Origin of the sequence: Myxococcus sp. AM011, from assembly GCF_013372595.1 — a bacterium.
GTDB classification, from domain to species: Bacteria; Myxococcota; Myxococcia; order Myxococcales; family Myxococcaceae; genus Myxococcus; species Myxococcus eversor.
Map to the genome: position 1 here is coordinate 19,371 of NZ_JABXEM010000004.1, position 21,494 is coordinate 40,864.

17 protein-coding genes are annotated in these 21,494 nt (G+C 68.5%); 10 read left to right on the forward strand and 7 right to left on the reverse strand.

Going from position 1 to position 21,494, the window contains the following annotated elements:
• Nucleotides 1-12: 12 nt before the first annotated feature.
• From HUW62_RS01650 to HUW62_RS01670, 5 genes are read left to right on the forward strand one after another with little or no spacing between them, the layout of a single operon-like run.
• Nucleotides 13-3,093, forward strand: a complete 3,081-nt coding sequence (locus tag HUW62_RS01650; protein WP_368670320.1) for a type I polyketide synthase — start codon at nucleotides 13-15, stop codon at nucleotides 3,091-3,093.
• A 32-nt stretch (nucleotides 3,094-3,125) separates the two neighbouring features.
• A complete protein-coding gene (locus tag HUW62_RS01655; protein ID WP_163870842.1) occupies nucleotides 3,126-4,433 on the forward strand; it encodes a glycosyltransferase family 4 protein in 1,308 nt (435 codons plus the stop codon).
• Nucleotides 4,430-5,218, forward strand: a complete 789-nt coding sequence (locus HUW62_RS01660) for a thioesterase II family protein (protein ID WP_163870841.1) — start codon at nucleotides 4,430-4,432, stop codon at nucleotides 5,216-5,218. Before HUW62_RS01655 ends, HUW62_RS01660 begins: the two co-directional genes overlap by 4 nt.
• A 22-nt stretch (nucleotides 5,219-5,240) precedes the next feature.
• Entirely contained in the window at nucleotides 5,241-5,573 is a 333-nt protein-coding gene (locus HUW62_RS01665) for a hypothetical protein (protein ID WP_163870840.1), read from the forward strand.
• A gap of 22 nt (nucleotides 5,574-5,595) precedes the next feature.
• Nucleotides 5,596-6,474, forward strand: coding sequence for a cupin-like domain-containing protein (locus tag HUW62_RS01670; protein ID WP_176433362.1), 879 nt, complete (start codon nucleotides 5,596-5,598; stop codon nucleotides 6,472-6,474).
• A gap of 16 nt (nucleotides 6,475-6,490) precedes the next feature.
• On the opposite strand, the gene HUW62_RS01675 is transcribed toward HUW62_RS01670, so the two are convergent.
• Together HUW62_RS01675 and HUW62_RS01680 are read right to left on the reverse strand one after the other, a co-directional pair.
• Nucleotides 6,491-7,948: a hypothetical protein gene (locus HUW62_RS01675; RefSeq protein WP_255203168.1), complete on the reverse strand. Its 1,458-nt coding sequence runs from the start codon at nucleotides 7,946-7,948 to the stop codon at nucleotides 6,491-6,493.
• Nucleotides 7,949-7,985: 37 nt separating this feature from the next.
• Nucleotides 7,986-10,289 (reverse strand): lantibiotic dehydratase, encoded by a 2,304-nt coding sequence (locus HUW62_RS01680; protein ID WP_255203169.1) that lies wholly within the window; start codon nucleotides 10,287-10,289, stop codon nucleotides 7,986-7,988.
• Between the two features lie 104 nt (nucleotides 10,290-10,393).
• On the opposite strand from HUW62_RS01680, the gene HUW62_RS01685 reads away from it, so the two are divergent.
• Both HUW62_RS01685 and HUW62_RS01690 read left to right on the forward strand, forming a co-directional pair.
• On the forward strand, nucleotides 10,394-11,080 hold the full coding sequence (locus HUW62_RS01685) for a glutathione S-transferase (protein ID WP_163870838.1): 687 nt from the start codon (nucleotides 10,394-10,396) through the stop codon (nucleotides 11,078-11,080).
• A gap of 31 nt (nucleotides 11,081-11,111) precedes the next feature.
• Complete coding sequence (locus HUW62_RS01690; RefSeq protein ID WP_176433363.1) at nucleotides 11,112-12,353, forward strand: GNAT family N-acetyltransferase; 1,242 nt, start codon at nucleotides 11,112-11,114, stop codon at nucleotides 12,351-12,353.
• A 21-nt stretch (nucleotides 12,354-12,374) separates the two neighbouring features.
• Here HUW62_RS01690 and HUW62_RS01695 read toward each other — a convergent pair whose 3' ends face one another.
• Nucleotides 12,375-13,493 (reverse strand): hypothetical protein, encoded by a 1,119-nt coding sequence (locus HUW62_RS01695; protein ID WP_163870836.1) that lies wholly within the window; start codon nucleotides 13,491-13,493, stop codon nucleotides 12,375-12,377.
• A 116-nt stretch (nucleotides 13,494-13,609) separates the two neighbouring features.
• Here HUW62_RS01695 and HUW62_RS01700 point away from each other — a divergent pair, with 116 nt between their 5' ends.
• Complete coding sequence (locus HUW62_RS01700; RefSeq protein ID WP_163870835.1) at nucleotides 13,610-14,227, forward strand: hypothetical protein; 618 nt, start codon at nucleotides 13,610-13,612, stop codon at nucleotides 14,225-14,227.
• A 42-nt stretch (nucleotides 14,228-14,269) separates the two neighbouring features.
• Here the strand turns inward: HUW62_RS01700 and HUW62_RS01705 are convergent, their stop codons facing one another.
• The 4 genes from HUW62_RS01705 to HUW62_RS01720 all read right to left on the reverse strand — a co-directional run bounded on the left by HUW62_RS01705 (nucleotide 14,270) and on the right by HUW62_RS01720 (nucleotide 19,230).
• A complete protein-coding gene (locus HUW62_RS01705; protein ID WP_163870834.1) occupies nucleotides 14,270-15,349 on the reverse strand; it encodes a hybrid sensor histidine kinase/response regulator in 1,080 nt (359 codons plus the stop codon).
• Entirely contained in the window at nucleotides 15,346-16,809 is a 1,464-nt protein-coding gene (locus HUW62_RS01710) for an ATPase domain-containing protein (RefSeq protein ID WP_163870833.1), read from the reverse strand. The genes HUW62_RS01705 and HUW62_RS01710 overlap by 4 nt, the downstream gene beginning before the upstream one ends.
• A gap of 236 nt (nucleotides 16,810-17,045) precedes the next feature.
• Entirely contained in the window at nucleotides 17,046-17,699 is a 654-nt protein-coding gene (locus HUW62_RS49825; protein ID WP_368670321.1) for a hypothetical protein, read from the reverse strand.
• A 22-nt stretch (nucleotides 17,700-17,721) separates the two neighbouring features.
• On the reverse strand, nucleotides 17,722-19,230 hold the full coding sequence (locus HUW62_RS01720; RefSeq protein WP_176433364.1) for a hypothetical protein: 1,509 nt from the start codon (nucleotides 19,228-19,230) through the stop codon (nucleotides 17,722-17,724).
• Nucleotides 19,231-19,497: 267 nt separating this feature from the next.
• Here HUW62_RS01720 and HUW62_RS01725 point away from each other — a divergent pair, with 267 nt between their 5' ends.
• Nucleotides 19,498-20,529 carry an aldo/keto reductase gene (locus HUW62_RS01725; RefSeq protein ID WP_255203170.1) on the forward strand — a complete coding sequence of 344 codons (1,032 nt, stop codon included), beginning with the start codon at nucleotides 19,498-19,500 and terminating at the stop codon, nucleotides 20,527-20,529.
• 253 nt (nucleotides 20,530-20,782) lie between these two features.
• The gene (locus tag HUW62_RS01730; protein ID WP_163870831.1) at nucleotides 20,783-21,466 is read left to right on the forward strand and encodes a putative 2OG-Fe(II) oxygenase; all 684 of its coding nucleotides are present in this window, start codon (nucleotides 20,783-20,785) and stop codon (nucleotides 21,464-21,466) included.
• Nucleotides 21,467-21,494 lie beyond the last annotated feature (28 nt).

Sequence of the window (21,494 nt, forward strand, 5' to 3'; positions counted from 1 at the left end):
GGAGGATTCAGCGTGTCGGAAGGCAACACGGGCATGGAGATCGCAATCACCGGCATGGCCGGACGCTTCCCGGGCGCGCGCAGCCTCGAGGAGCTGTGGCGCAACCTGTGCGACGGCGTGGAGGCCATCGAGCCGCTCTCGGATGAAGCCGTCTTGAAGGCCGGCCTGCCCCCGGAGGTGCTCAAGGATCCGCACTTCATCAAGGTCGCCTCGCGACTCGAGGACGTGACGGGCTTCGACGCGGCCTTCTTCGGCTACACGCCGCGCGAGGCGGAGGTGATGGACCCGCAGCAGCGCCTCTTCCTGGAGTGCGCGCTGGAGGCGTTGGAAGACGCGGGCCAGGGAGCGCCGTCCCAGGACGTCCTGGTGGGCGTCTTCGGCGGACAGGCGCTGAGCACCTATCTGCTGCTCAACCTGATGGGGAACTCGGAGCTGCTGCGCACCTCGGACCCGCTCCAGCTCAACCTGGGCAACGCGGGCAGCTTCCTCACCACGCGGGTCTCCTACAAGCTGGACCTGCGAGGCCCCAGCTTCAACGTGGAGAGCGCGTGCTCCACGTCGCTCGTCGCCGTCCACGTCGCCTGCCAGAGCCTGCTCAACCATGAGTGCGACGTGGCGCTCGCGGGAGGCGTGTCCATCAACCTCCAGCTCCAGGGCGGCTACCGCTTCATGGAAGGTGGAATCCTCTCGCCGGATGGTCGATGTCGCACCTTCGACGCGCAGGCGAAGGGCATCGTCTTCGGCAGCGGCGCGGGCGTGGTGGCGCTGCGACGGCTGGAGGACGCGCTGGCGGACGGCAGCCCCATCTACGCCGTCATCAAGGGCTCCGCGGTGAACAATGACGGCGCCGCGCGTGTGGGCTACACCGCGCCGGGCGTCGAGGGACAGGCCGCCGTCATCTCCGAGGCCCTGGGCACCGCGGGCGTGTCCGCCGCGAGCATCGGCTACGTGGAGGCGCACGGCACCGGCACCGCGCTGGGCGACCCGATTGAAGTGCAGGCCCTCACCCGGGCCTTCGGCGACGAAGCGGCGGGACCGCGCACGTGCGCCATCGGCTCGCTGAAGCCGAACGTGGGCCACCTGGACGCGGCCGCGGGCGTGGCGGGCCTCATCAAGACGGCGCTGTCGCTCAAGCACCGCAAGCTGACTCCCAGCCTCAACTTCGAGGCGCCCAACCCCAACATCCCCTGGGGCGAGAGTCCCTTCTACGTCAACACCGCGCTGCGCGAGTGGAAGGCCTCGGCCCACGGGCCCCGGCGCGCCGGCGTGAGCAGCTTCGGCATGGGCGGCACCAACGCCCACGTCATCCTGGAGGAGCCGCCGGCTCGCGCGCCTGTCCGGGCCACCCGCGCGCACCAGCTCCTGCTGCTCTCCGCGCGCAGCTCCACCGCGCTCAACACGCAGGCGCAGCGGCTGGCGGAGCACCTCCGCGCGAACCCGGGCCTGGAGCCCGCGGACGCGGCGTACACCCTCCAGGTGGGCAGGCGTCGCCACACGCAGCGCCGCGCCATCGTCTGTCAGGGACGAGAGGACGCGCTCGCGGCCCTGCTCGACCCCACGCGGCACCTGTCCGTCACCGAGGAGCGCACGAGCCGCTCCACCGTGTTCATGTTCCCCGGCCAGGGCGCGCAGTACGCGGGAATGGCCCAGGGCCTCTACGAGAGCGAGCGCGCCTTCCGCGCGGTGGTGGATGACTGCGCGACCCGGCTCGCCCCCGAGCTGGGCCTGAACCTGCGCGACGTCCTCTTCCCTTCCCCCGAGCGCGCCGAGGAGGCGCAGCGCCAGTTGCAGCAGACGCGGCTGGCCCAGCCCGCCCTCTTCACCATCGAGTACGCGCTGGCGAAGCTGTGGATGAGCTGGGGCGTGAAGCCCGAGGCGATGATTGGCCACAGCATCGGCGAGTACGTGGCCGCGTGCCTCGCGGGGGTCTTCAGCCTGCCGGATGCGCTGGCGCTGGTGGCCGCGCGCGGGAAGCTCATGCAGGAGCTTCCTCCGGGGACCATGCTCTCCGTCGTGCTCTCGCAGGAGGCGTTGGCGCCCCTGCTGGATGCGCGGGTGTCCGTGGCCGCGGTGAACGCGCCGTCGCTCACGGTGGTCGCTGGCCCCGAGGACGCGGTGGCCGCGGTGAAGACCCGCCTCGAGGAGCGCGGCATCCAGTGCCGCAAGCTGCACACCTCGCACGCGTTCCACTCGGCGATGATGGACCCCATCCTCGCGCCGTTCACCGGGCGCGTGCGCAAGGTCAAGCTGTCCGCGCCCCAGGTGCCCTACATCTCCAACGTCACCGGCACCTGGGTGACGGCCGCCGAGGCGACGGACCCGGGCTACTGGGCCCGTCACCTGCGCCAGCCCGTGCGCTTCGCCGCGGGGCTCGGGCTGCTGCGGCCCGCGCAGGTGTTGCTGGAGGTCGGTCCCGGTCGCGCGCTGTCCACCTTCGCGGCGCAGCCCGGCGCGCTCGCGCAGGTCCCCACCACCATCACCTCGCTGCGCCACCCCGACACGCGGCAGCCCGACGCGGCCGTGTTGCTGGGCGCGCTGGGACAGGTGTGGATGGCGGGCGTGGACGTGGACTGGGAGGCCTTCCACGGAGGAGAGCGGCGCCTTCGCGTGCCGCTGCCCGCCTACCCCTTCGAGCGCAAGCGCTACTGGGTGTCGCCGGACGGACACCGCGCGCTGGGCGCATCCCTGGCACCGGAGCGAGCACCCGAGGCCCGGGAGCATGAAGAGGCGGCGTCCGCGGGCTACACGCGCCCCGCGCTGGCCACGCCGTACGTGTCGCCCGACACCGAGGATGCACGCACGGTGGCGCGCATCTGGGAGGACGTGCTGGGCGTGCGACCGGTGGGCCTCAACGACGACTTCTTCGCGCTGGGCGGACACTCGCTGCTGGCCACCACGGTGGTGGGCCGGCTGCGAGACACCTTCGGCTTCACCGTGCCCCTGCAGTCCCTGTTCGAGGCACCGACAGTCGCCCGCCTCGCGTCACTGGTGGCCGAGCAGCGCCAGAGCCCCGGCCACGATGACCCGGAAGTCGAAGCCCTGCTGAGGATGCTGACGGAGCTCACCCCCGAAGAGGTCGCGGTCAGTCGCTAGTCGCGCTCCACACCCCTTTCGAGAAACAGCCGATGGCACTCCCCAACTCCACCCCCCTGAAGGTCCTCATCCTGGCCATGGAGTACACGCCGAACGTGGCCGGCGGCGTAGGCACCTACGTCTACGAACTGGCCCGAGGGCTGGCGCGTGGCGGCTGCAAGGTCACCGTCGTGGCGTACACCCCGGGCGAGCCGGCCGTGCTGCGCGAGCCGCAGCTCACCGTGCACATGGTCCCCCCGAGCCGGGGCAGCCTCTCGCAGGCGGCGCAACTGTCGCTCGTGGGCGGCATCCGCCTCTTCAACGAGGACCTGCTCCACCATGGCCGTGAGCGCATCCGCGAGGAGCAGCCGGACCTCATCCACTTCCACCAGTGGCACACGCACCGCGCCGCGCGGGAGCTGGGCCGCGAGGCCGGCGTGCCCGTGCTGGGCACCAGCCACTACATCTCCGAGCCCGCCGAGCGCTGGTGGGGCCAGACGCCCGACCCGGAGATCCTCGAGGAGGAGCGCAGCTTCTACGACGGGACGACGCCGGTCATCTCGGTGAGCGAGTCCATGAGCGAGCTCATCCGGGAGACCTACGGCCTGTCGGCGTCGCTGCTGCACACCATCCACTGCGGCATGGACGCGGGGCCGTTCCTCCAGCCCTCGCACACGCCCGAGCAGTACGCCCGGCTGCGCGCCACGGTGGCCACGCCCAAGGACCCGGTCGTCCTCTACACGGGCCGGCTGCATCCGCAGAAGGGCATCACCGCCATCTTCGCCGCCGCCGAGCGCGTGCTCGCGAAGCGTCCCGAGGTGCGCTTCCTCCTGGCGGGTGGCACCGACTCGCGCGAGTCCACGCAGATGGTCCAGGGGTTGAGCCAGCGCTACGCGCACCTGCGCCATCGCATCAAACTGCTGGGCAAGCTGCCGCGCCGTCAGCTCGGCCTGCTGCACCGCATCTCCGACCTGGCGCTGGTGCCTTCGCTGTACGAGCCCTTCGGCTACACGGCCATCGAGGCCATGGCGTCCGGCCTTCCCCTCGTGGCGACGCGCTCCGGTGGCCCCGCGGAGATTGTCGAGCACGAGAAGACGGGGATGCTCGTCCCGGTGCTTCCCGGCGAGCCCGGCGGTCCGCGCGAGGTGGACATCGAGGCGCTCGCCGACGCGCAGCTCGCCCTGCTGGAGGACCGTGAGCGCGCGAAGCGCATGGGCCAGGCCGGTCAGCAGCGCGTGGTGGAGCTCTTCGGCCTGCCGCGCATGGTGGCCGCCAACCGCGTCGTGTACCAGAAGCTCATCGACCTTCCCGCCCATCAGCGGATTGAAGCCCCCGTTGCACGGCGCGAGGTGCACTCATGACGTCGCAAGTGTCATCGACCTCGGCGCTGGCCGCGGTGGAGTGGCTGGCCTTCCACGTCCCGCAGCCGACCGCCTGGGCGCGGCTGTTCTGCCTGCCCCACGCGGGAGGCAGCGCCTCGCTGTTCCGCACCTGGCAGGCGGAGCTGGGTCAGGACATCGAGGTCTGCCCGGTGCAGCTCCCTGGCCGGGAGAACCGGCTGCGTGAGCCGCCCCTGCGCGAGCTGCCCGCGGTCGTCGACTTCCTGGTGGAGGTGGTGGCGCGGCATGCGGACAAGCCCTTCGCCCTCTTCGGCCACAGCATGGGCGCGCTGCTCGCCTACGAGCTGACGCGAGCCCTGCGCGAGCGGGGACTCCCCACGCCGCTGCACCTCTTCGTCGCCAGCTACCGCGCGCCCCAGACGCTGCGGGCCCACCCGCCCACGGCGATCACCCACGACATCGACGCGTCCGAGGCGCGGCGCATGGGCGAGGCCATCTCCGTGTCGGGTGACATGGCCGAAGAGCTGCTGAAGCTGATTCGCACCACCCTGCTGGCGGACACCGCCGTGTGCGAGGGCTACACGTGGAAGCCGGGCCCCGCCCTGGTCTGCCCGCTGTCCGCCTTCCGAGGCTTCGACGACTACGTCCCCGAGGACGCGACGGAGGCGTGGCGTCAGCTCACCTCGGGCGCGTTCTCCACCCAGACGTTCCTGGGGGACCACTTCTTCCTGCGGCAGACGCCTCGCGGCCTGTTGCAGAACATCCGCCGGAGCCTCGCGAAGTCGCGGCCCGCGCAATCTCGCTGACCCTTCTCAAGGAGCTGCCCAGATGAAGTACCTCATCTACGTCAAGGACCGTACGTCGGGCCCCGTGCCCCCCGACCCCATCGCCCTCAACCGCGCCGTCCGCGACTGGGTGGGCGCCCGCCTCCAGGACGGCACCATCGACTGTGCCTATTACGTCCTGCCGAAGATGGGGCTGTGTATCGTCAACGCCGACTCGCACGAATCGCTGCTGACGCTGCTGCGCGCGTGGCCGTCGTTCGCGTTCCAGGAGTTCGAGATCCACATGCTGGCGGACGTGCGCCACGGCATCGACAACAACTTCGAGCGCCTGAAGCGAGACGGCCCTCCGGCCAAGGCCGAAGACACCGCGGCGTGACGCGCCACCCAGGAGAGCAGTCATGAGCACCGCCACCGCACCACGGGATGTCGTCACGCCCCTCGTCCCCGAGCGCATGCCGCTCGACAACCGCCGGGCCTTCTACGAGGGCCTGGAAGCCAACAACAAGCCCATCATCTTCACCGATGCCATGAAGGGCTGGCCCGCCGCGGAGCGGTGGTCCTTCGACTGGTTCACCCAGCAGTACGGCGACGTGAGCGTCCCCGTGGAGTGGCTGCGCTACAACGCCCGCCCCGCTGGCGACGTGGAGCGCGTGGGCCGCGTGCGGAAGATGACGATGAAGGACTACGTCGCGTCCCTGAAGGTGAAGGGGAAGGAGGGCGAGGAGACGCCGGGCTACCTCATCGGCAACGACTTGTTCCGCACCCTCCCCGCCCTGCACCGCGACGTGCGCTTCGACGAGTACGCCGTGCAGCGGCGTCTCACCGAGCAGCTCTTCTTCATGGGGCCGAAGGGGACGTTCACCCAGCTCCACTTCGACCGCGCGCACAACCTGCACGCCGTCATGGTGGGCCGCAAGCAGTGGCAGTTGTACGCGCCGTCACGAGACGTGGAGCTGAAGCCGGCGAAGCTCAGCCACCCCTGGTCGGTGATGAGCTCGCATGACCTGACGCCGCATGGTGGCCAGCCGGACCAGCTCCCCGCGGGCAAGCTTCCGGACTACGACTTCGTCCTGGAGGCCGGAGAGATTCTCTACCTGCCCTATGGCTGGTGGCACCGCGTGTACACGGTGGAGGACGCCATCGCCACCAACTACTGGTGGTGGACGTGGTCCATGCTGGCCCGCATCGGCCCCAGGCTCATCCCCTCCATCGCGGTGAGCGCGGTGAAGAAGATGCGCAAGCAGCAGACGCTCGGTCGCGAGTTCCGCGAGCAGTGACGCGGAGGCCGGCGGCTCACTCCACCTCGATGAGGGCGGCGAACATCGCGCCCTGCGAGACATTGACGACGCCGGTGCCCTTCCCCATGGGGCACACGCGCAGCGAGTGGCCGCCGTAGGTCTCACCGAGGACGAAGAGGCCCCAGATGACGCTGTGGGGCGTCACCACGCCGTCGGGTCCCGAGTACTGGAAGGGAGCGGACCGCACCCGCTCCTGCACCACCCAGCCGCCATCATCGAGCGCTTCGCGCGCGGCCTCGTCCCACTCCGGCGCGGGCGTCGACTCCCCGAGCAACACCGAGGCGCCACCAAAGTCCCGCCCCGCCTTGAGCACCAGCTCCTCGCGCCGGGAGGACAGGAGGTCCGGCAGGAAGACGCGCTCGCCTCCGCGCTCGACGTGGGCCCGTTCGACGCGGCGAGACCAGGGAACGTGGTGGCGCACCAGCGCCTGCTCCTCGGGAGACAGCAGGGACGACGTCACATGCTCCGACAGGAGCGCGAGGTTGCGCTTGTCGTCGAGCACGTCCTGCGCCGGGCCGTTGAAGAGGCTGATGGCGCGGGCGGAGCTGGCGGCCTGGGCGTTCGCGATGAACTCCGGGCCCGCCATCAGGAGGCGATCCCTGGCTTCATATTCGACCACGGCGTGCAGCCGCTTGCCCTGGGTGGTGAGGCGGTGTCCCTCGGCGCTCTTCACCGCGCCGTAGGTCGTCATCAAGACCTCGCCCCGTGCACCCTCCGGCCGAAGGAGCTCCATGAGCTGGCCGGTGAAGAGCCCGCACGCCTGCTCCGCGAGCGCCGGCGCTGGAAGGCCGCTCGGAGGGAAGAGGATGCCGATGTTGCACTCGCCCTCCCACTCGGTGTCGCGGCGCACGCAGGTCACGATGTTGGCGAAGAAGTCGCGCAGTGTGCGGGGTTGACGGATGCGCAGCCCCTGCTCGGTGGCGAAGCGGTGCATCGCGGGCTGCGACATGACCTGCTGGACCAGGAAGGCCGTCTCCCAGCCACCGACGCCCGCCGTCAGGTTGAACTCCAGGCACTTCAGGGCCGTGCCATCGTGGATGAAGTCCCCCCGGCTGATGGCGCCCCGCGCGTCGTCCGTGCGCGCGAGGGAGTCCAGCGCCACGCTGGCGCGCTCCTGGGAGAGCCCATACCAGGCCGCAGCGCGAGCCGCGTCCCCGAGCAGTCGCCGAGGTGCGCGTTTGATGAGTCGGCACAAGCCCGTGGCCATCTCCCGCATCGTCGATACCGCCGCGCCGTCGATGAAGAGGGGCCAGGCGTGAAGCGGATAAGGGAAGAGCGGCGACGCCTCGCTCGGCGTGAAATGGTGCCGCGCGAAGGTCTCTGGAACGCGCTCGGCGAAGTCCAGGAACTCCGCGGCCGCGGAGGACAATCCCCCGTGCAACGCCTTGATGTCGGGAGGGAACGTTCCGCCGGGAATCCGCTCGGGCGCGCGCATGCCGTACTGCTCCTTCATGTGTAGAAGTGAAACACGTTGACCGCGTGGGAGTGGCTCAAGACAGCTCGCAGACCACGCGAAGCTCGCTCGTGTACCTGTGCTTCGCCGCATCCGTGAGCCAGAGGTGGTCCGGGTCCGGCACCATCTCCGAGAAGCCGACCCGTGAAGCGGGAGCTTCTTCCACCGCCCGCCGCACGAGCTTGGCCAGCATCTCGACCAGGAGCGGGCTGTCGAAGTCCACGAAGCAGGGCTTGCGCTCGTTCTCCACCTTGAAGAACGCGAAGCGTGGGATGCCGAGTCCGCGCTGCCAGCGCCGGGCCTCCAGCCACTGCTCCAGCGCCTCCGTGATACCCGCGAAGCCCAGGCTGGCCGCCGGCACGCTCCACCGCTCGCGGGCGACGATGACCCCGTCCACCGTCAGTCGCGGCGAGTAGTCCTCGCCCAGCGCCAGGTCGAAGGCGCTCGCGCAGCGGTGCTCCAGGTAGACGGCCAGGAAGTCCATCAGCCCGAAGCGACGCCCGCTCACGCGGTCGACCACCTCCAGCGCCCCGTCACGCCGCTCCACCACCAGGTCGCCCACGCGCAGCGCCCGCGCGCCCGGATTGGGCGACGGCTCCTGTCCGGAGAGGTAGTGGAGGCTGCCGCGAGGAAAGAGGCACGGCAACGTCCGCTGGCTCCACTCGGACTTGGGGAACACGGGGACGATGTCCGCCTCGGAGGCGCAGCGCTCCGCGAGCGCGAACAGCTCCGCGGGCGCGGGGTGCTGCTCCACGAAGAGCGAGGAGAGGCTGTTGCACAGGTGCAGCTCGCCCAGCACCAACTGGTAGTCACCGGCGCGGACCGCCTCGGCGCTCGCCGCGTCGATCATCACGTCTGGTGACGCGTGCCACCGGGGCTTCCACCCTGCCCCGCGCGTGACGAAGGCCTCGCGCACGAGAGGACGCAGCGACTCCACGGTGCGCGTCTGCCGGCGCACGCCCGGTTCGAGCGCGAAGAGCTCACGCCAGCGCCGACGGTGCTCGGCGACAATCTCGTGGATGGGCATCAGCGCTCCCGAGGACGCCGGGTCCTGGATGCCCTGGACGAAGGCGAGCTGGAGCGTGGTGAGCTCCACGGGCGAGCCCCCCTGGGACAGCTTGTCGAACAGCACCTCCAACCCCACGCCGGTGCGCCGGGTCACCTCGCCCACCAACCAGCGAGCTCCTGTCAGCAGCAGCTCCAGCACGGGACCGAGCCGCGCGAGCAGCGGAGCTCCCAGCTCCAGCGAGCCATCTCGCACACAGTCCTCGTAGATGAGCGTCCGCGAGGCGTACGTCTTGCCCGCCGCGCGCGTCGGAAGCGCGCCCGTCACGTCCTTGAACACGCCCTCCAGCTCCGCGAGCGCCGCATCCAGCGCCTCGGGAGAACCCGCCGCGGCCTCGACACCGGCGCGCGCGCGCTCCAGCCGCTCCAGCGGGGCCAGCGCGCGAGCCCGCGCCTCCGCATCGGGAATCGCCATCAGCGCGCCGCGCAGCACCGCCTCGGGTCGCACCAGCAGCGGCACATCCCAACCCCATGCGAGGACACCCATGCCGCTCGCCTGGTCCAGCGCGTCGTAGACATCGTCCACGTTCGCGAAGGCGGGCGCGTCGCCACGCGTGAGCGCCTCCGAGATGGCCACGGCGCTGACCGAGCCATCACACCGCGCGAGCACCGCGGCCTGCGACGGCAACAGCTCCACGGGCTCGGGCATGGGGCCGTGGAGCACGTGGCCCTCCAGTCGGAAGTACGGCAACAGTCGGGGCTGAGCCCAGCGGCGCAAGGACGCGTCCTGGGCCAGCGCGGCGCCGAGCGTGTCCATGCACCACGCCTCGAAGTAGACCGCGCGCCGCGAGACGAGCTGCTGTCCGGGGAGAAGACTCAGGGCGTCGCTCGACTGCGTCAGCCGCGCCCAACCCACCGGGCCGAAGAAGCCGATGGTGTCGTTCTTCGTGCTGTATCGCTGGACGTAGGAGGCCACCAGGCGCTCGCGCTGCCGGGCCTTGCTGTTGCGAGCCGTGGCGGGGAGCGCCGCGAGCGGCTCGACTCCCGTCTTGTAGGCATGGCGGTTCTGCCAGAGGAGGGCCTCGCGCAGTCGTGTTTCACCCGCCAGTGAGCGCAGCGCTCCGCTGATGTTCAGCAGGTCCGCGTCGAACGCGGCACGCAGCGCGTCACCGGGTGTATCAGACCCCGTCTCGAGCCAGGCCTCGGCGGCGGCCGCGGCCGTGGGCGCCGCGAGCCGGAGCACATCCTCCGCGGGGAAACCGGCGCCGCGCAGCGCGGCCCAGGGCCACAGCGCCATGCCTGGAGCAAGCGGGACAAGCGAGGGTGAAACGGACATCGTGAATTCCAGAGGCTCGGGTACAGCGGTCAAGGAAGTCTGCCCCTTCCGGATTGTCCGCCTACTCTAGTATACAGCCCGTCCCTCTCAACGGCGTTCCCTGTATGAGCGATCAATCATCATTGCCGCGTCTTTCGTATTTCACGGGCCGAGGTGTCGCGGAGAAGATCCGCCTGGCGCTGGCCGAGTCCGCAACCGAGTACGAGGACATCGACCTGGGCAAGTACGACGTGCAGGCGAAGGAGAAGACGCCTCCGTTCGAGGAGCTGAAGCGCGCTGGAAAGCTGGCCTTCGACAAGGTGCCCTTGTGGGAGGAGCCGGACGGGTTCCGCGTCGTCCAGAGCCTGGCCATCCTGCGCCACGTCGCGCGCACCCGGGGCCTCTACGGCTCAAACCCGCGTGAGAGCGCCGCTTGCGACATGATCATCGAAGGCGTCGAGGAGGTCACCGCGCGCGCGCGCAGCCTGACGTCCCTCAGCCCGGACCAGTTGGGCGAGCAGCTCCCCATCATCCTGGGCGAGGAGCTGCCCCAGTGGCTCGCCCACTTCGAGCGGGTGCTCACGAACAACGGCAGCGGCGACGGCTTCTTCGTCGGCACCGCGGTGAGCGTGGCGGACACCAGCGTCTTCGGCTTCCTGGAGCTGCTCGTCGACAACGGGCTGATGGAGGTGCTGGAGAACAACTACCCGCGCCTGCGCTCGTTCTTCGAGCGGATGGGCCAGCGCCCCAACCTCGCGCGATACATCGCCTCCCCGAAGCGCAACCCGCCCGTCCAGCTCCTCAACGGCTGAGCGGAACCCTGGCATCCGAAGCCCTCCGGCCATGACGCTCACCCTGAAGTTCCATGACTCCGTCAGCCATCTGAGTGACGCGGCGCTGGATGTCCTCACGTCCGAGTCGAGTGTGTTCTTCGGCCGGCGCTGGCTCCGGATGCTGGACGCGGTCGACCTCCCCTTCATGGTCCGGGGGGAGCTGTCGCTTCGGTATGCCATTGTCAGCCAGGGTGATATCCCCGTCGCGCTGGCGCCGTGTTTCATCACCCGCAGCAAGAACATCTACACCCCCTACGCCCTGGAGAGTTTCTTCTTCAGCAGTTGGAAGAAAGGCTTCGCCAACGCGGGGGGCCTGAGCCGGGTGGCCGTCTCGGTGGCGGACCTCTACCACTCGCTGGCGCGGCTCACGGGGGCTGGCATTGACGGAGGTGTCTTCGTCACCAGTCCGCTCAGCATGCGCAGCGGCATCATCTGCTCACCCCAGACACCGGACCTGGCGCGCCAGGCTCGGGAGCTCATCGTCCGGGGCCTGCGTGAGCTGGCCACGAGCGAGCGGCTCCCCGTCTACTTCTACGGGGTGGATGGAGACGATGCGGCGCTGCGAGAGGCGCTCACCACGGCGTCGTTCCAAGAGGTCTTCATCTACGACGACAACGTCATCGACGTGCCGCCGGGAGAGAGCCTCGACGCGTACCTGGGCCAGTTCAAGAGCGATGCCCGGAGGTTCATCAAGAAGGAGATGGCGAACGTCCGGGACGCGGGCGTGAGCTTCGAGCGCGTCTCGCGAATGGGCGAGCTGAGCGAGCTGCTGGAGCGGTTCTACGAGGTGACCTACTCGAAGTACGGCAGCGAGCACCTCCGCCACCCGCCCGCGTTCTGGTCCGCGCTGGAGCAGCACGTCACCCCCGAGGCCGAGGTCGTGGTGGGCTATCAGGGCGGAGCGCCCATCGGGTTCTCCCTGCTGCTGCAGAAGCACGACGAGGTGTGGTTCTACCGCGTCGGTCGCGCCGAGGCCGGCGCCTCGGAGACGCCCCTGTACTTCAACCTCGGCTTCTACGAGCCGCTGCGTCGGGCCTACGAGCTGGGCGCACGGAAGCTCTGGCTCGGCCCCAGCGCGTACGAGACGAAGCGACGCCGGGGCGCGCGACGACACCCGCTCTACAGCTACCTGTGGATTCCGGGACGCTGGCCTCGCGCGGTCCTTCAGCCCTACGTGTCTGCCTATTCGCGCGTGAGCAAGGCCATGGCGACGGGAAGCCCCCAGAAGAACCGGATGCGCAAGACTCCCTGACCCGGAGGGAGGCAGTCTGGCTCAGCTGTCGAGCTGCTCCGGCGTGACGCAGGCCGCGCCGAGGTCCAGGTCCTCCAGCGGGATGCGTTGGATGTGCTCGCGAGGCTCGTACTTGGAATTGAGGCCGTCGCGATACTTGTGCGAGCCGCTCTCGTACGTCACCCACAGCTCGCCATCGATGACGTTCACGCCCTGGGCATACGGGTCGATCAACCCGTTGCCGATGTCCACGCGGTTGTCGATGTTCGCCGTGAAGGAGTCCTCGCTGGCCTCGAACGGCTGGTAGATGAGCTTCTGGTCGCCCGTGGTGAAGATGATCGCGCCGTCGACCACCGTCATGCCCTGCGCGCGGTCCGGCGCACGGATGGGACCCTGCCGCGAGTCCTGGATGAGCTCACCTGTCTTCTCGTCGAGCTTGTAACGCCAGACAGCGCCCGCCTTGCCATCGCCATCCTTGCTGTAGCTGCCGATGTACGCGTAGCCGTCCTTCACGGTCATGTAGCTGCCAGCGGAGACCAGGTCCATGCCGGTGGCGGGGTCCTTCACGCCCTCGGGGAACGGAACCTCCATCACCTGGGAGGCCTGTGCCACGGTCCCCGTCTTCGCCGCCCGCTCCAACTCCTCGCGCGTATAGACGTAGATGCCCCGGGTGTCGGAGACGTAGACGAACTCACCGTCCGTCGAGACACCACCGCCATGTGTGGGCTTGCCCTCCTCGGGGTGCTTGGGGTCGGTCCCACCGAGCTGCACCTGGAGCGACTCACTGCCCGAGTCCTTGTCCTGCACCGACAGCAACACATCGTGGTCGTCGGAGTAATACGTCGTGAGCACTTCACCGCGCTTCGCGTCGTACCCTTGCCCCTGGGGCGTCCAGCCCGCGTCCAGATGCAGCAGCTCCGGACCGACGGGCGCCGAGCCACTCGTGGAAGTCGCGGCAGTCGCCACTCGCGCGGAATCCGCGACCGCGGCCTGGGGCCCGATGCCCGTGAGATTCACGGGGCTGGGCCTGGCGGCGTCCAGGCCATCCTTGAAAAAGGGCGCGGGGGCTGGAGGCGTCACGGGAGCCTCGGCCGCCGGCGCCTTCTTGGCGTCCGTCTGGGTCGTGGGGGTGGCGACGCGGCGAGGAATCGAGGGGATCAAGAGCAGGCCTCCGGGTATTCGATTCTCTCAGAATGAGGACCGGGAGTTGCGTCCTCACGGACCCTGCCCTGGTGGGCTTGGGCCAGCGGACCCGGATTTTGCTATGGGAGGGCCCCATGTCCTCCGCACTCCAAACCCGTTCCCCCAGCACGCTGGCCCCCGGCCGCTTTGGCCAGACGCGCTACATGATTCGCCGGCAGTTCTTCAAGCTGTTCGGTGGCGCCTTCCACATCTACGACGAGGCGGGCAACCTCGCGTTCTACTCCAAGATGAAGGCCTTCAAGCTGAAGGAGGACCTGCGCATCTACGGCGATGAGGACATGCGCGAGGAGCTGCTCACCATCAAGGCCCGAGGCATCCTCGACTTCGGGATGACCTACGACGTGACGGACGCCGTCTCGGGAGAGCGCGTGGGCGCGCTGCGCCGCAAGGGCCTGCGCTCCCTCCTCCGAGACCAGTGGCTCGTCCTGGACACGAACGACCAGGAGGTGGGGAAGATTGAAGAGGACAGCATCATGCTGGCGCTCGTGCGCCGCCTGCTCACCAACCTGGTGCCCCAGTCCTTCTCCGGCACGCTGGGCACCACGCAGGTCCTCGCCTTCCACCAGCGCTTCAACCCGTTCATCCAGAAGATCGATTTGGACTTCTCGATGGACGACCGGCACGCGCTGGACCGGCGGCTCGGCATCGCCGCGGCGGTCCTGATGTGCGCCATCGAAGGCCGTCAGCAGTAACCCTCGGGAGGGGGACCGGGAGGAACATCCCGGCCCCCTTCTTCAGGAGCGGAGGGGCAGTCGGAGGGTGAAGGTGGAGCCCTCGCCCATCTGCGAGCGGGCGGCCAGCGAGCCACCGTGAAGCCGCGCGAGCGACGAGGCGATGAACAGGCCCAGTCCATGGCCTCGCCCCTGTTGACTGTCCGCCCTGCGGAAGCGGTCGAAGACGTGGGGCAGCGAAGCGGCCGGGATTCCCACGCCCTTGTCCCGCACATGGATGAGGACCGCGCCCGGGTCCAACGCCGTCCGGATGTCCACCTCGCGAGAGTTGCCGCGATACTTCACCGCATTGGACAGCAGGTTGTTGAGGATCTGCCGCGTCCGCTCCGCGTCGAAGGACACCTGCTCCGGAGGCTCTTGCGCCTCCAGCCGGAAGGTCACCTCCGGCTGGGCCTCGGACCAGTCCTGGACGACCTCCTGGAGGAAGGGAACCAGGGGCGCGGGCACGCGCTGGAGCTCCAGCTTTCCATCCGCCAGCCGTGAGGCGTCCAGGATGGAGGTCACCAACCCATTCATCTGGTCGAGCTGGCGCATCACCGACTCCGCGGAGCGCTGCTCGTCCTCGGAGGCGCCGCGCTTGAGCAGCCTGCGCAGCAGGAGCTGGACGTTGAGCCGCGCGGAGCTCAGCGGTGTCTTCAGCTCGTGTGCGACCCAGTTGAGCATCTCCTCGCGCGCCGCGCCCAAGGAGGAGGCGGACTCGCGCGAAGGCGGAGGGGTGTCCGGCAGGGTCCGGTCGTGACGGGCCAGCGCGGCGGTGACGGTTCTCTCGAAGGTGGCCAGGTCCACCGGCTTGGCCAGGAACGTCTCCGCCTCTTCGCGACCGGGTGGTCGCGCCGCGCTGAGCAGCACGAACGGCACGTGCGCCAGGGCGGGCTCCGAGCGCATCGCATAGAACAACTGCATCCCCGTGCGCCGGGGCATCATGTGGTCGCTGATGACCAGGTCCGGAGGCTCCGTGCGCGCGAGCATCAGGGCCTCCTCGCCATTGCTCGCGCGCACGACGCGGTGGCCCAGGTCCTCCAGCACCTCGGAGAACACTTCCAGGAGCGCCTCTTCGTCCTCGGCGATGAGGATCAGGCTCATGTCGTGCTCCCCCCGATGGTGGTTCCCACCGGACGGGCCTGCCCCGTCAACAATCCCTGGGAGGAACGCATGGGGGCGAGCACTCGCAGGCCCGTGTCGGCCACCTCGAACTCGCGCACGGTGCTGTCGTACTTGCTGTCGCGCATCTTCAGGATGGAGATGATTCTGTGCAGGCGGCCGTGCAGCTCCACGAAGCGCAGCAGCAGCACGTTCTCCGCCAGCATGGCCACGGGCGAGTCGCTGAAATCCAGCTCGGTGCCCACGATCTTGGACACCTCGCGGGTGAACAACGACGTCACCCCCAGTTGTCGCAGGCGCAGCGCGAGGGTCGCCAGGAAGGGGCGGCGTCGCTCGCCCTCCATGATGGACTGCTCCAGTTCCGCCAGCCCATCCAGGACGACGCGCTTCACGCCCCGCTCCTCGATGCGCTGGAGGACGCGGCGGACGAGGACGTCGGCCTCGACCTCCACGGGCAGCTCATTGATGATTTCCAGCATCCCTGACTCGTATGCGGGCCGCATGTCCAGCCCCACCCGCAGCGCTCGGGCGAGCACGCGCTCGGGTGAGTCGAAGAACGAGACGAAGAGCGACTTCTCCCCACGGCGAGCGCCGTCCAGCGCGAAGTACGACGCCAGCAGCGTCTTGCCGATGCCCATGCTCCCGGCGATCAACGTGGCGCTGTTGGACGGAAAGCCGGCGTACATCAAGGCGTCCAGCTCCGGGAGCCCGAAGCCCCTGCGCTCGTGGTCCAGAGGCGCTTCCGGCAAGGCTGGCAGCGTCGCCTCCAGTCGAGGCACGAAGTCCACGCCCTGCGTGGTGATGCGCATGACGTGCTCACCCAGCAGGTGCGGACGACCGCGCAGCTTCACCACCTCCACCCGGCGCATGCGGAGCGCGCCCTGGCTCCGGACGGACACCGCCACGATGCCATCCATGGTGGTGGCTTCCGGCAGCTCCATCAGTCGCTGGAGCGGATACTCCGTGGTGAAGATGCCGATGCAGTTGAGCGCCGCCAGGCCGAGCCCCAGCTCGTAGAGGAACTCGCGCAGCCGCGCCTCGTCCTGCCACAGGTCGCGGATGGAGCGCAGGCCGTCGATGAAGAGCAGGCGGGCGCCTCGCTCGCGCACCGTCTGGAGGAGCAGGTCTCTTGCTTCCTTGGCGCCCCGTTTCAGCGCCGAGTAGGCGCTGATGAGGAACAGGTTTTCGCCCAATACCTCGGGCTTGTGGAAGGCGAAGCCGGACAGCGCTTCCACCAGCTTGTCATGAGGCTCGGAAGTGACGGTGACCGCCACGACGGGGATGCCCCGCGTCGCGGCCGCGAAGGCCACCTGGCTGCACAGCACCGTCTTGCCGCTGCCGGGCGTGCCGGTGACGATGATGGACTGGCGATGAGGCAGCCCACCCGCCAGGAGCACGTTGAGGCTGGGGATTCCGGTGTCGAAGTTCTGCGGCGGACTCATTGGGGAATTCCGGGGAACGTGAGGACCCAGGTGTGGGGGGCCCGGGTCAAGAGGTGTGCGCGCGCGAGCACACAGGGCCCAACCTGCGGTTGACTCGGGCCACTTGCCAGCCCGAACAACCGTTCGACGTCCCCGGATTGTTCAGCAGTCGGCAATCTTCAGCCCCGCCGGGCTGGGTGCTGGACCAGCGAAAGGCTGGACGCCTGCCACATGCCGTCCAGCCCCGTGCGCCGGACCTAGCGCGCGGTCCCCTGGCACCAGCCGGATGAACTGCACGTGCGACGACCATCACACTGGCAGGCGTTGGAGCAGCGGTTCGAGCCCCCCGAGTTCCAGGCCTCGTTCCAGTGGTACTGGGGACTGGTGCAGCTCACGGAAGGACGCGCCGCGCCCTGGCACCACCCCCACTGGCTGCAGGTGCGCATGCCGTCACACTGACAACTGTTGTTGCACCGGTAGGCCCCGCCCGGGTTCCGGGTCTCATCCCGATAGTAATTGTAGAAGTCGCACGGCCCGGCGAGCTCCTGTGACTGCGTTTCGACAGAGGCCTCATCCATCAGGACAGGCTCCGTCACTTCATCGACAGACTCAGGAGCCCCGCCACCACACGCCGACGAGAACGCCAGGACCAGGGACACCACGGACAACACCACACCGCGCGACACATGACGCTGAGAAACCACGACAACCTCCAGGAAAACCCGCTTCTCGGAACGGACCGGCAAAACGGGCCGCACATAAATCAATCGAGAAAGCGAGACGCAACCCAACCTCCACGCGCGACGGATTGTGGATGTTATTGGCGTTGACTGGAGCGCATCAGGGTGCCCGGAAGAGCCCCGCAGCCTTGTCTGACCATGCCCGCACACCTGGAGGGCATGGCCAGACATCGTCAGGGCGGAGACCGCTGGCTCAATCGTTGAGCCCGAGCTCGCGGTTCTCCAGGGACGTCAACCGGGCGGCGTCGTAGAGGCTGCGGAGAATGGGATTGGAGATCTGCTCCCCGAAGAGGCGGTGGAAGGGAATGGCGTCCTTCGGGTCGTCCGCGTGCTCCTTCAGCGCATTCACGACCCACTTCTCGATCTGGTCGATGGTGAGGTCCTGGAGCTTCCCGGCGCCGGGGAGTTTCGAGCTGGGGAGCAGCCCCTTGAGCTTGAAGAGCAGGCCCACCAGTCCCTCGACGGCCTCGTTGCGCTTGTCCAGCTCCTCGACGGCCAGAAGGAAGCCACCCTCAATCGCTCCCACGAGACTGCCCATGGTCCGGGCCAGGCGCTGGGTCTCCTCCGACGGAGAGCGGGCCTGGGCCTGCGTCTCCAGCGCCTGCTGCATCTCGCTCAGCTTCCCCGTGACGAACTCATGGAACGCCTCCTGTCCTTCGTAGGCGGGCTCCGTGAAGAGCGTGCGGGTAAAGAACTCGGAGAGCTTTCCGGCACCGTGGCTGCCAATGGACCCGGAGGCGTCCTCGAGCGCGGAGAGAATCGCGTCCGCGTTGCGTTGGAAGAACCTTGCCGCCGCCGCGCGGGAGTCGGAGTTCTCCCCCAAGTGGCTGATGCTGTCCATGAACACCTGGAGGGACTGCTCGGTGGGAGGCTGGATGGCGCTGGCCGCGTCCAGGAGCTTGCCGAGCGCGGAGCCGCCGCCGATGACGATGGGGTCCTCGAGGTTCTTGAGCAGGAGCGGAACGATGTCCGGGTGGCGCTCCAGGAACTTCTGGAGCTCGGCCGGGGGAAGCCCCGCGAGGGCCGTGGCGATGGCGACGGCGCGCGCCGGGTCCTCGGCGTTGCTGGCCGTCATGATCTCCAGCTCGCGCTCCACATAGGCGTTGATGAGCTCGGGGTTCCCCGTTCCGGCGATGATGTTCGCCAGCGTCTCGTGCGTCTCACCCCCCCAGGAGCCGTTGCCGTGGGAGCCGACCGCCTCCGTCAATTCGTCGAGGGTGAGCGCGCCCGAGCGGTAGGCCGCGTCAACGGCCTTGGAGAGGAGCTTCTGGTCCTCGGGGCTCAGCTTCCCCGCCTTGTCGAGGAGGTTGCCGGCCGGCGCGCCGTATTCGAAGAGCATGTCCATGAAGGCCGCTTGCTGCGCGGGGTCTGGATGGGCCTTCAGCCACTCGGTGATGTAGGAGGGGTCCTCGCGGTTCGTCGCGTTTTCGAGGGCCTTCCTCGCCGCGGCCTCCTCCTCACGACTCAGGACCGGAGCGGGTGTCGCGGCGATCTGGTTCGCCGTCGCCGTCGGATTGCCCAGGCTGGCCAGCGCCCGCTGGGTCAGTGGTGCCCCCTGAAAGGCATCCACGGTGGCGCCGTTCAGGCGAGAGCGCTCCGCGACGCTGTTCCCGGCAGTGCTCTTGGCCGCGGTGGACGCGGGCTCCTGCTTCTGCGTCGCCCCCACGTTCGTGCGAGGGTTTCGGTCGATGCGGGTGGACATGGCCAGCTCTCTCCCAGTGGCGAATGAACTGCACTGCCACCGGAGTTGTCGGCCCTGGGCGCGGACTTGTTTCCTCGGGCCTCATTCCCGGCGGGACGGGCCTCCAATGACGCACCCGGCAGAGGACGAACTTCCAGACGTGCTTCCCAAAAAGGTGAAGGGCTCGCACGAGACATCCCTGGAACACCCGTAGCGCATCATGCGTGGCTGGAGTAGTTCACGGGGCGCCGCCATCCATCCCGGACGCGGATGACACCGGAGAGCTGCATGCGTATGGAATACCGCAGGCTGGGACAAAGCGGGTTGAGAGTGTCGACGCTGTGCTTCGGGACCATGGCGCTCGGCGAGCCATTGGAGGGCTCGGCCAGCCAGGGCTTTGGTACGGACGAGAAGACCTCCCTTGCCATCCTGGATCGGGCCCTGGAGGTGGGCATCAACTTCCTGGACACGGCCAACGTGTACGGGATGGGGGTCTCGGAGACCCTGATTGGGAAGTGGTTCGGGCAAGGCAACGAGCGGAGGGACCAGATGGTGCTGGCCTCCAAGTTCCGTCTGCGCTTGATGCCGGGGCCGAACAACGCGGGGGGCTCGCGACTCAGCCTGCGCACCTCGGTGGAGGACAGCCTGCGGCGGCTGAAAACGGACCGCATCGACCTGTATCAGGTGCACATGCAGGACGTGGACACGCCCGTGGAGGAGACGCTCCGTGCCATGGAAGACCTCGTGCGCCAGGGCAAGGTGCTCTACATCGGCGCCAGCAACTATGCCGCCTACCGGATGGTGGACGCCCTGTGGACGAGCCGCCACCTGGGGCTGTCCCGGTTCGTGTCGCTCCAGGCGCAATACAGCCTGGTGGTGCGCGATGCCGAGCGTGAGTACCTGCCGCTCTGTGAGCATTTGGGCGTAGGCCTCCTCGCCTGGGCACCGCTCGCCTCGGGCTTCCTGTCCGGCAAATATCGCCAGGGACAGGAGCCGCCAGAGGCCACTCGACTGGCGGTGGAGAGCGAGCGCAGGGCGGAGTTCGACACCCCTCGCAACTGGCGTGTCCTGGCCGAAGTGGAGGCCGTGGCGAAGGAGCTGGACGCCACTCCCGCCCAGGTGTCACTCGCCTGGTTGCTACACAAGAAGGCCGTCACGTCCGTCGTGTTCGGGGCGCGCAGCGTGAGCCAGTTCGACGAGAACCTGAAGGCGGCGGCCTTGAAGCTGGACGCCGCGCAGATGAAGCGGCTGGATGCGGCGGGCGTGCTGGACCCCGGCACCCCCTATGCCTTCATCCGGCACATGCAGGGCCGCTGGTAGCCCGCGCTCTTGATTCCGGTGACCGCAGTCTCTCCCCTGCATCCCAAGGAAGCAACTCCCAGGGCTATTCCCAGTTTTTCGGCTCTTTTGCTAGGATTGTCCGGGAACCGCATGACTGAACCATGCGGCCCCTTCAGCACAGTCACGACACCTCGCGAAAAGGCACAGGGCAGAACCGATGGAGAAAATCGTCAAGGCAGAAGTGATGTGGCCGACCACCACCTTGGCGATCCACTTCAAGGATTCCAAAGAGTTGAACGAAGGGCTCGCGCGAATCATCCGGGAGAAGGAGCAGGAGATTCTCGCGAAGCACAAGCCGACGCTGGTGGCGGGCATCAAGCAGGGCCTGACGGCGTACTGGCTGGAGTTCAACGTCCTCAACTGGGAGTACCCTGAGATCGCCGAGTTCCGTAAGCACGTGCTGGAAGGAATCCGCGAGACATTCAAGTTGCAGGGCGAGAATCCGGACGACCCCGGCATGCAGATTGTCGGCATCTCCTGCTGGGCGAACGTGTTGCGGTACGGGGAGTTCCTCGAGGTCCACCACCACGACCCCTCGTACATCAGCGGCCATTACCAGGTGCAGACGGGTTACGGCCCGGGTGAGGCGCCGGACGAGTCCGAGGGCGGTCAGACGGTGTACTTCCGTCCCGGCTTCCTGGACCGCAGCCACGGAGGGAAGGCCGCGGGGCAGACCAGCCCGTGGGACAACGACTGGCGAGTGAGTGTCACCCCCGTCGAGGGCAAGCTCTTCTTCTTCCCCAGCTACGTCCGGCACGAGGTGCGGCCCTACCTGGGCAAGCACGAGCGCATCTCCATCGCGATGGATATCTTCGTGAAGAAGCAGGAAGCGCTGATGTATTTCGGCGGGCCTCGCTGGTTCATCCCGGGCAAGGCCCCCGCTCCCGCGCGGCGCGCGATGCCCGTCGGAAAGTAGGCCGCCTCCGGGTGGAAGGCCGCTCCCC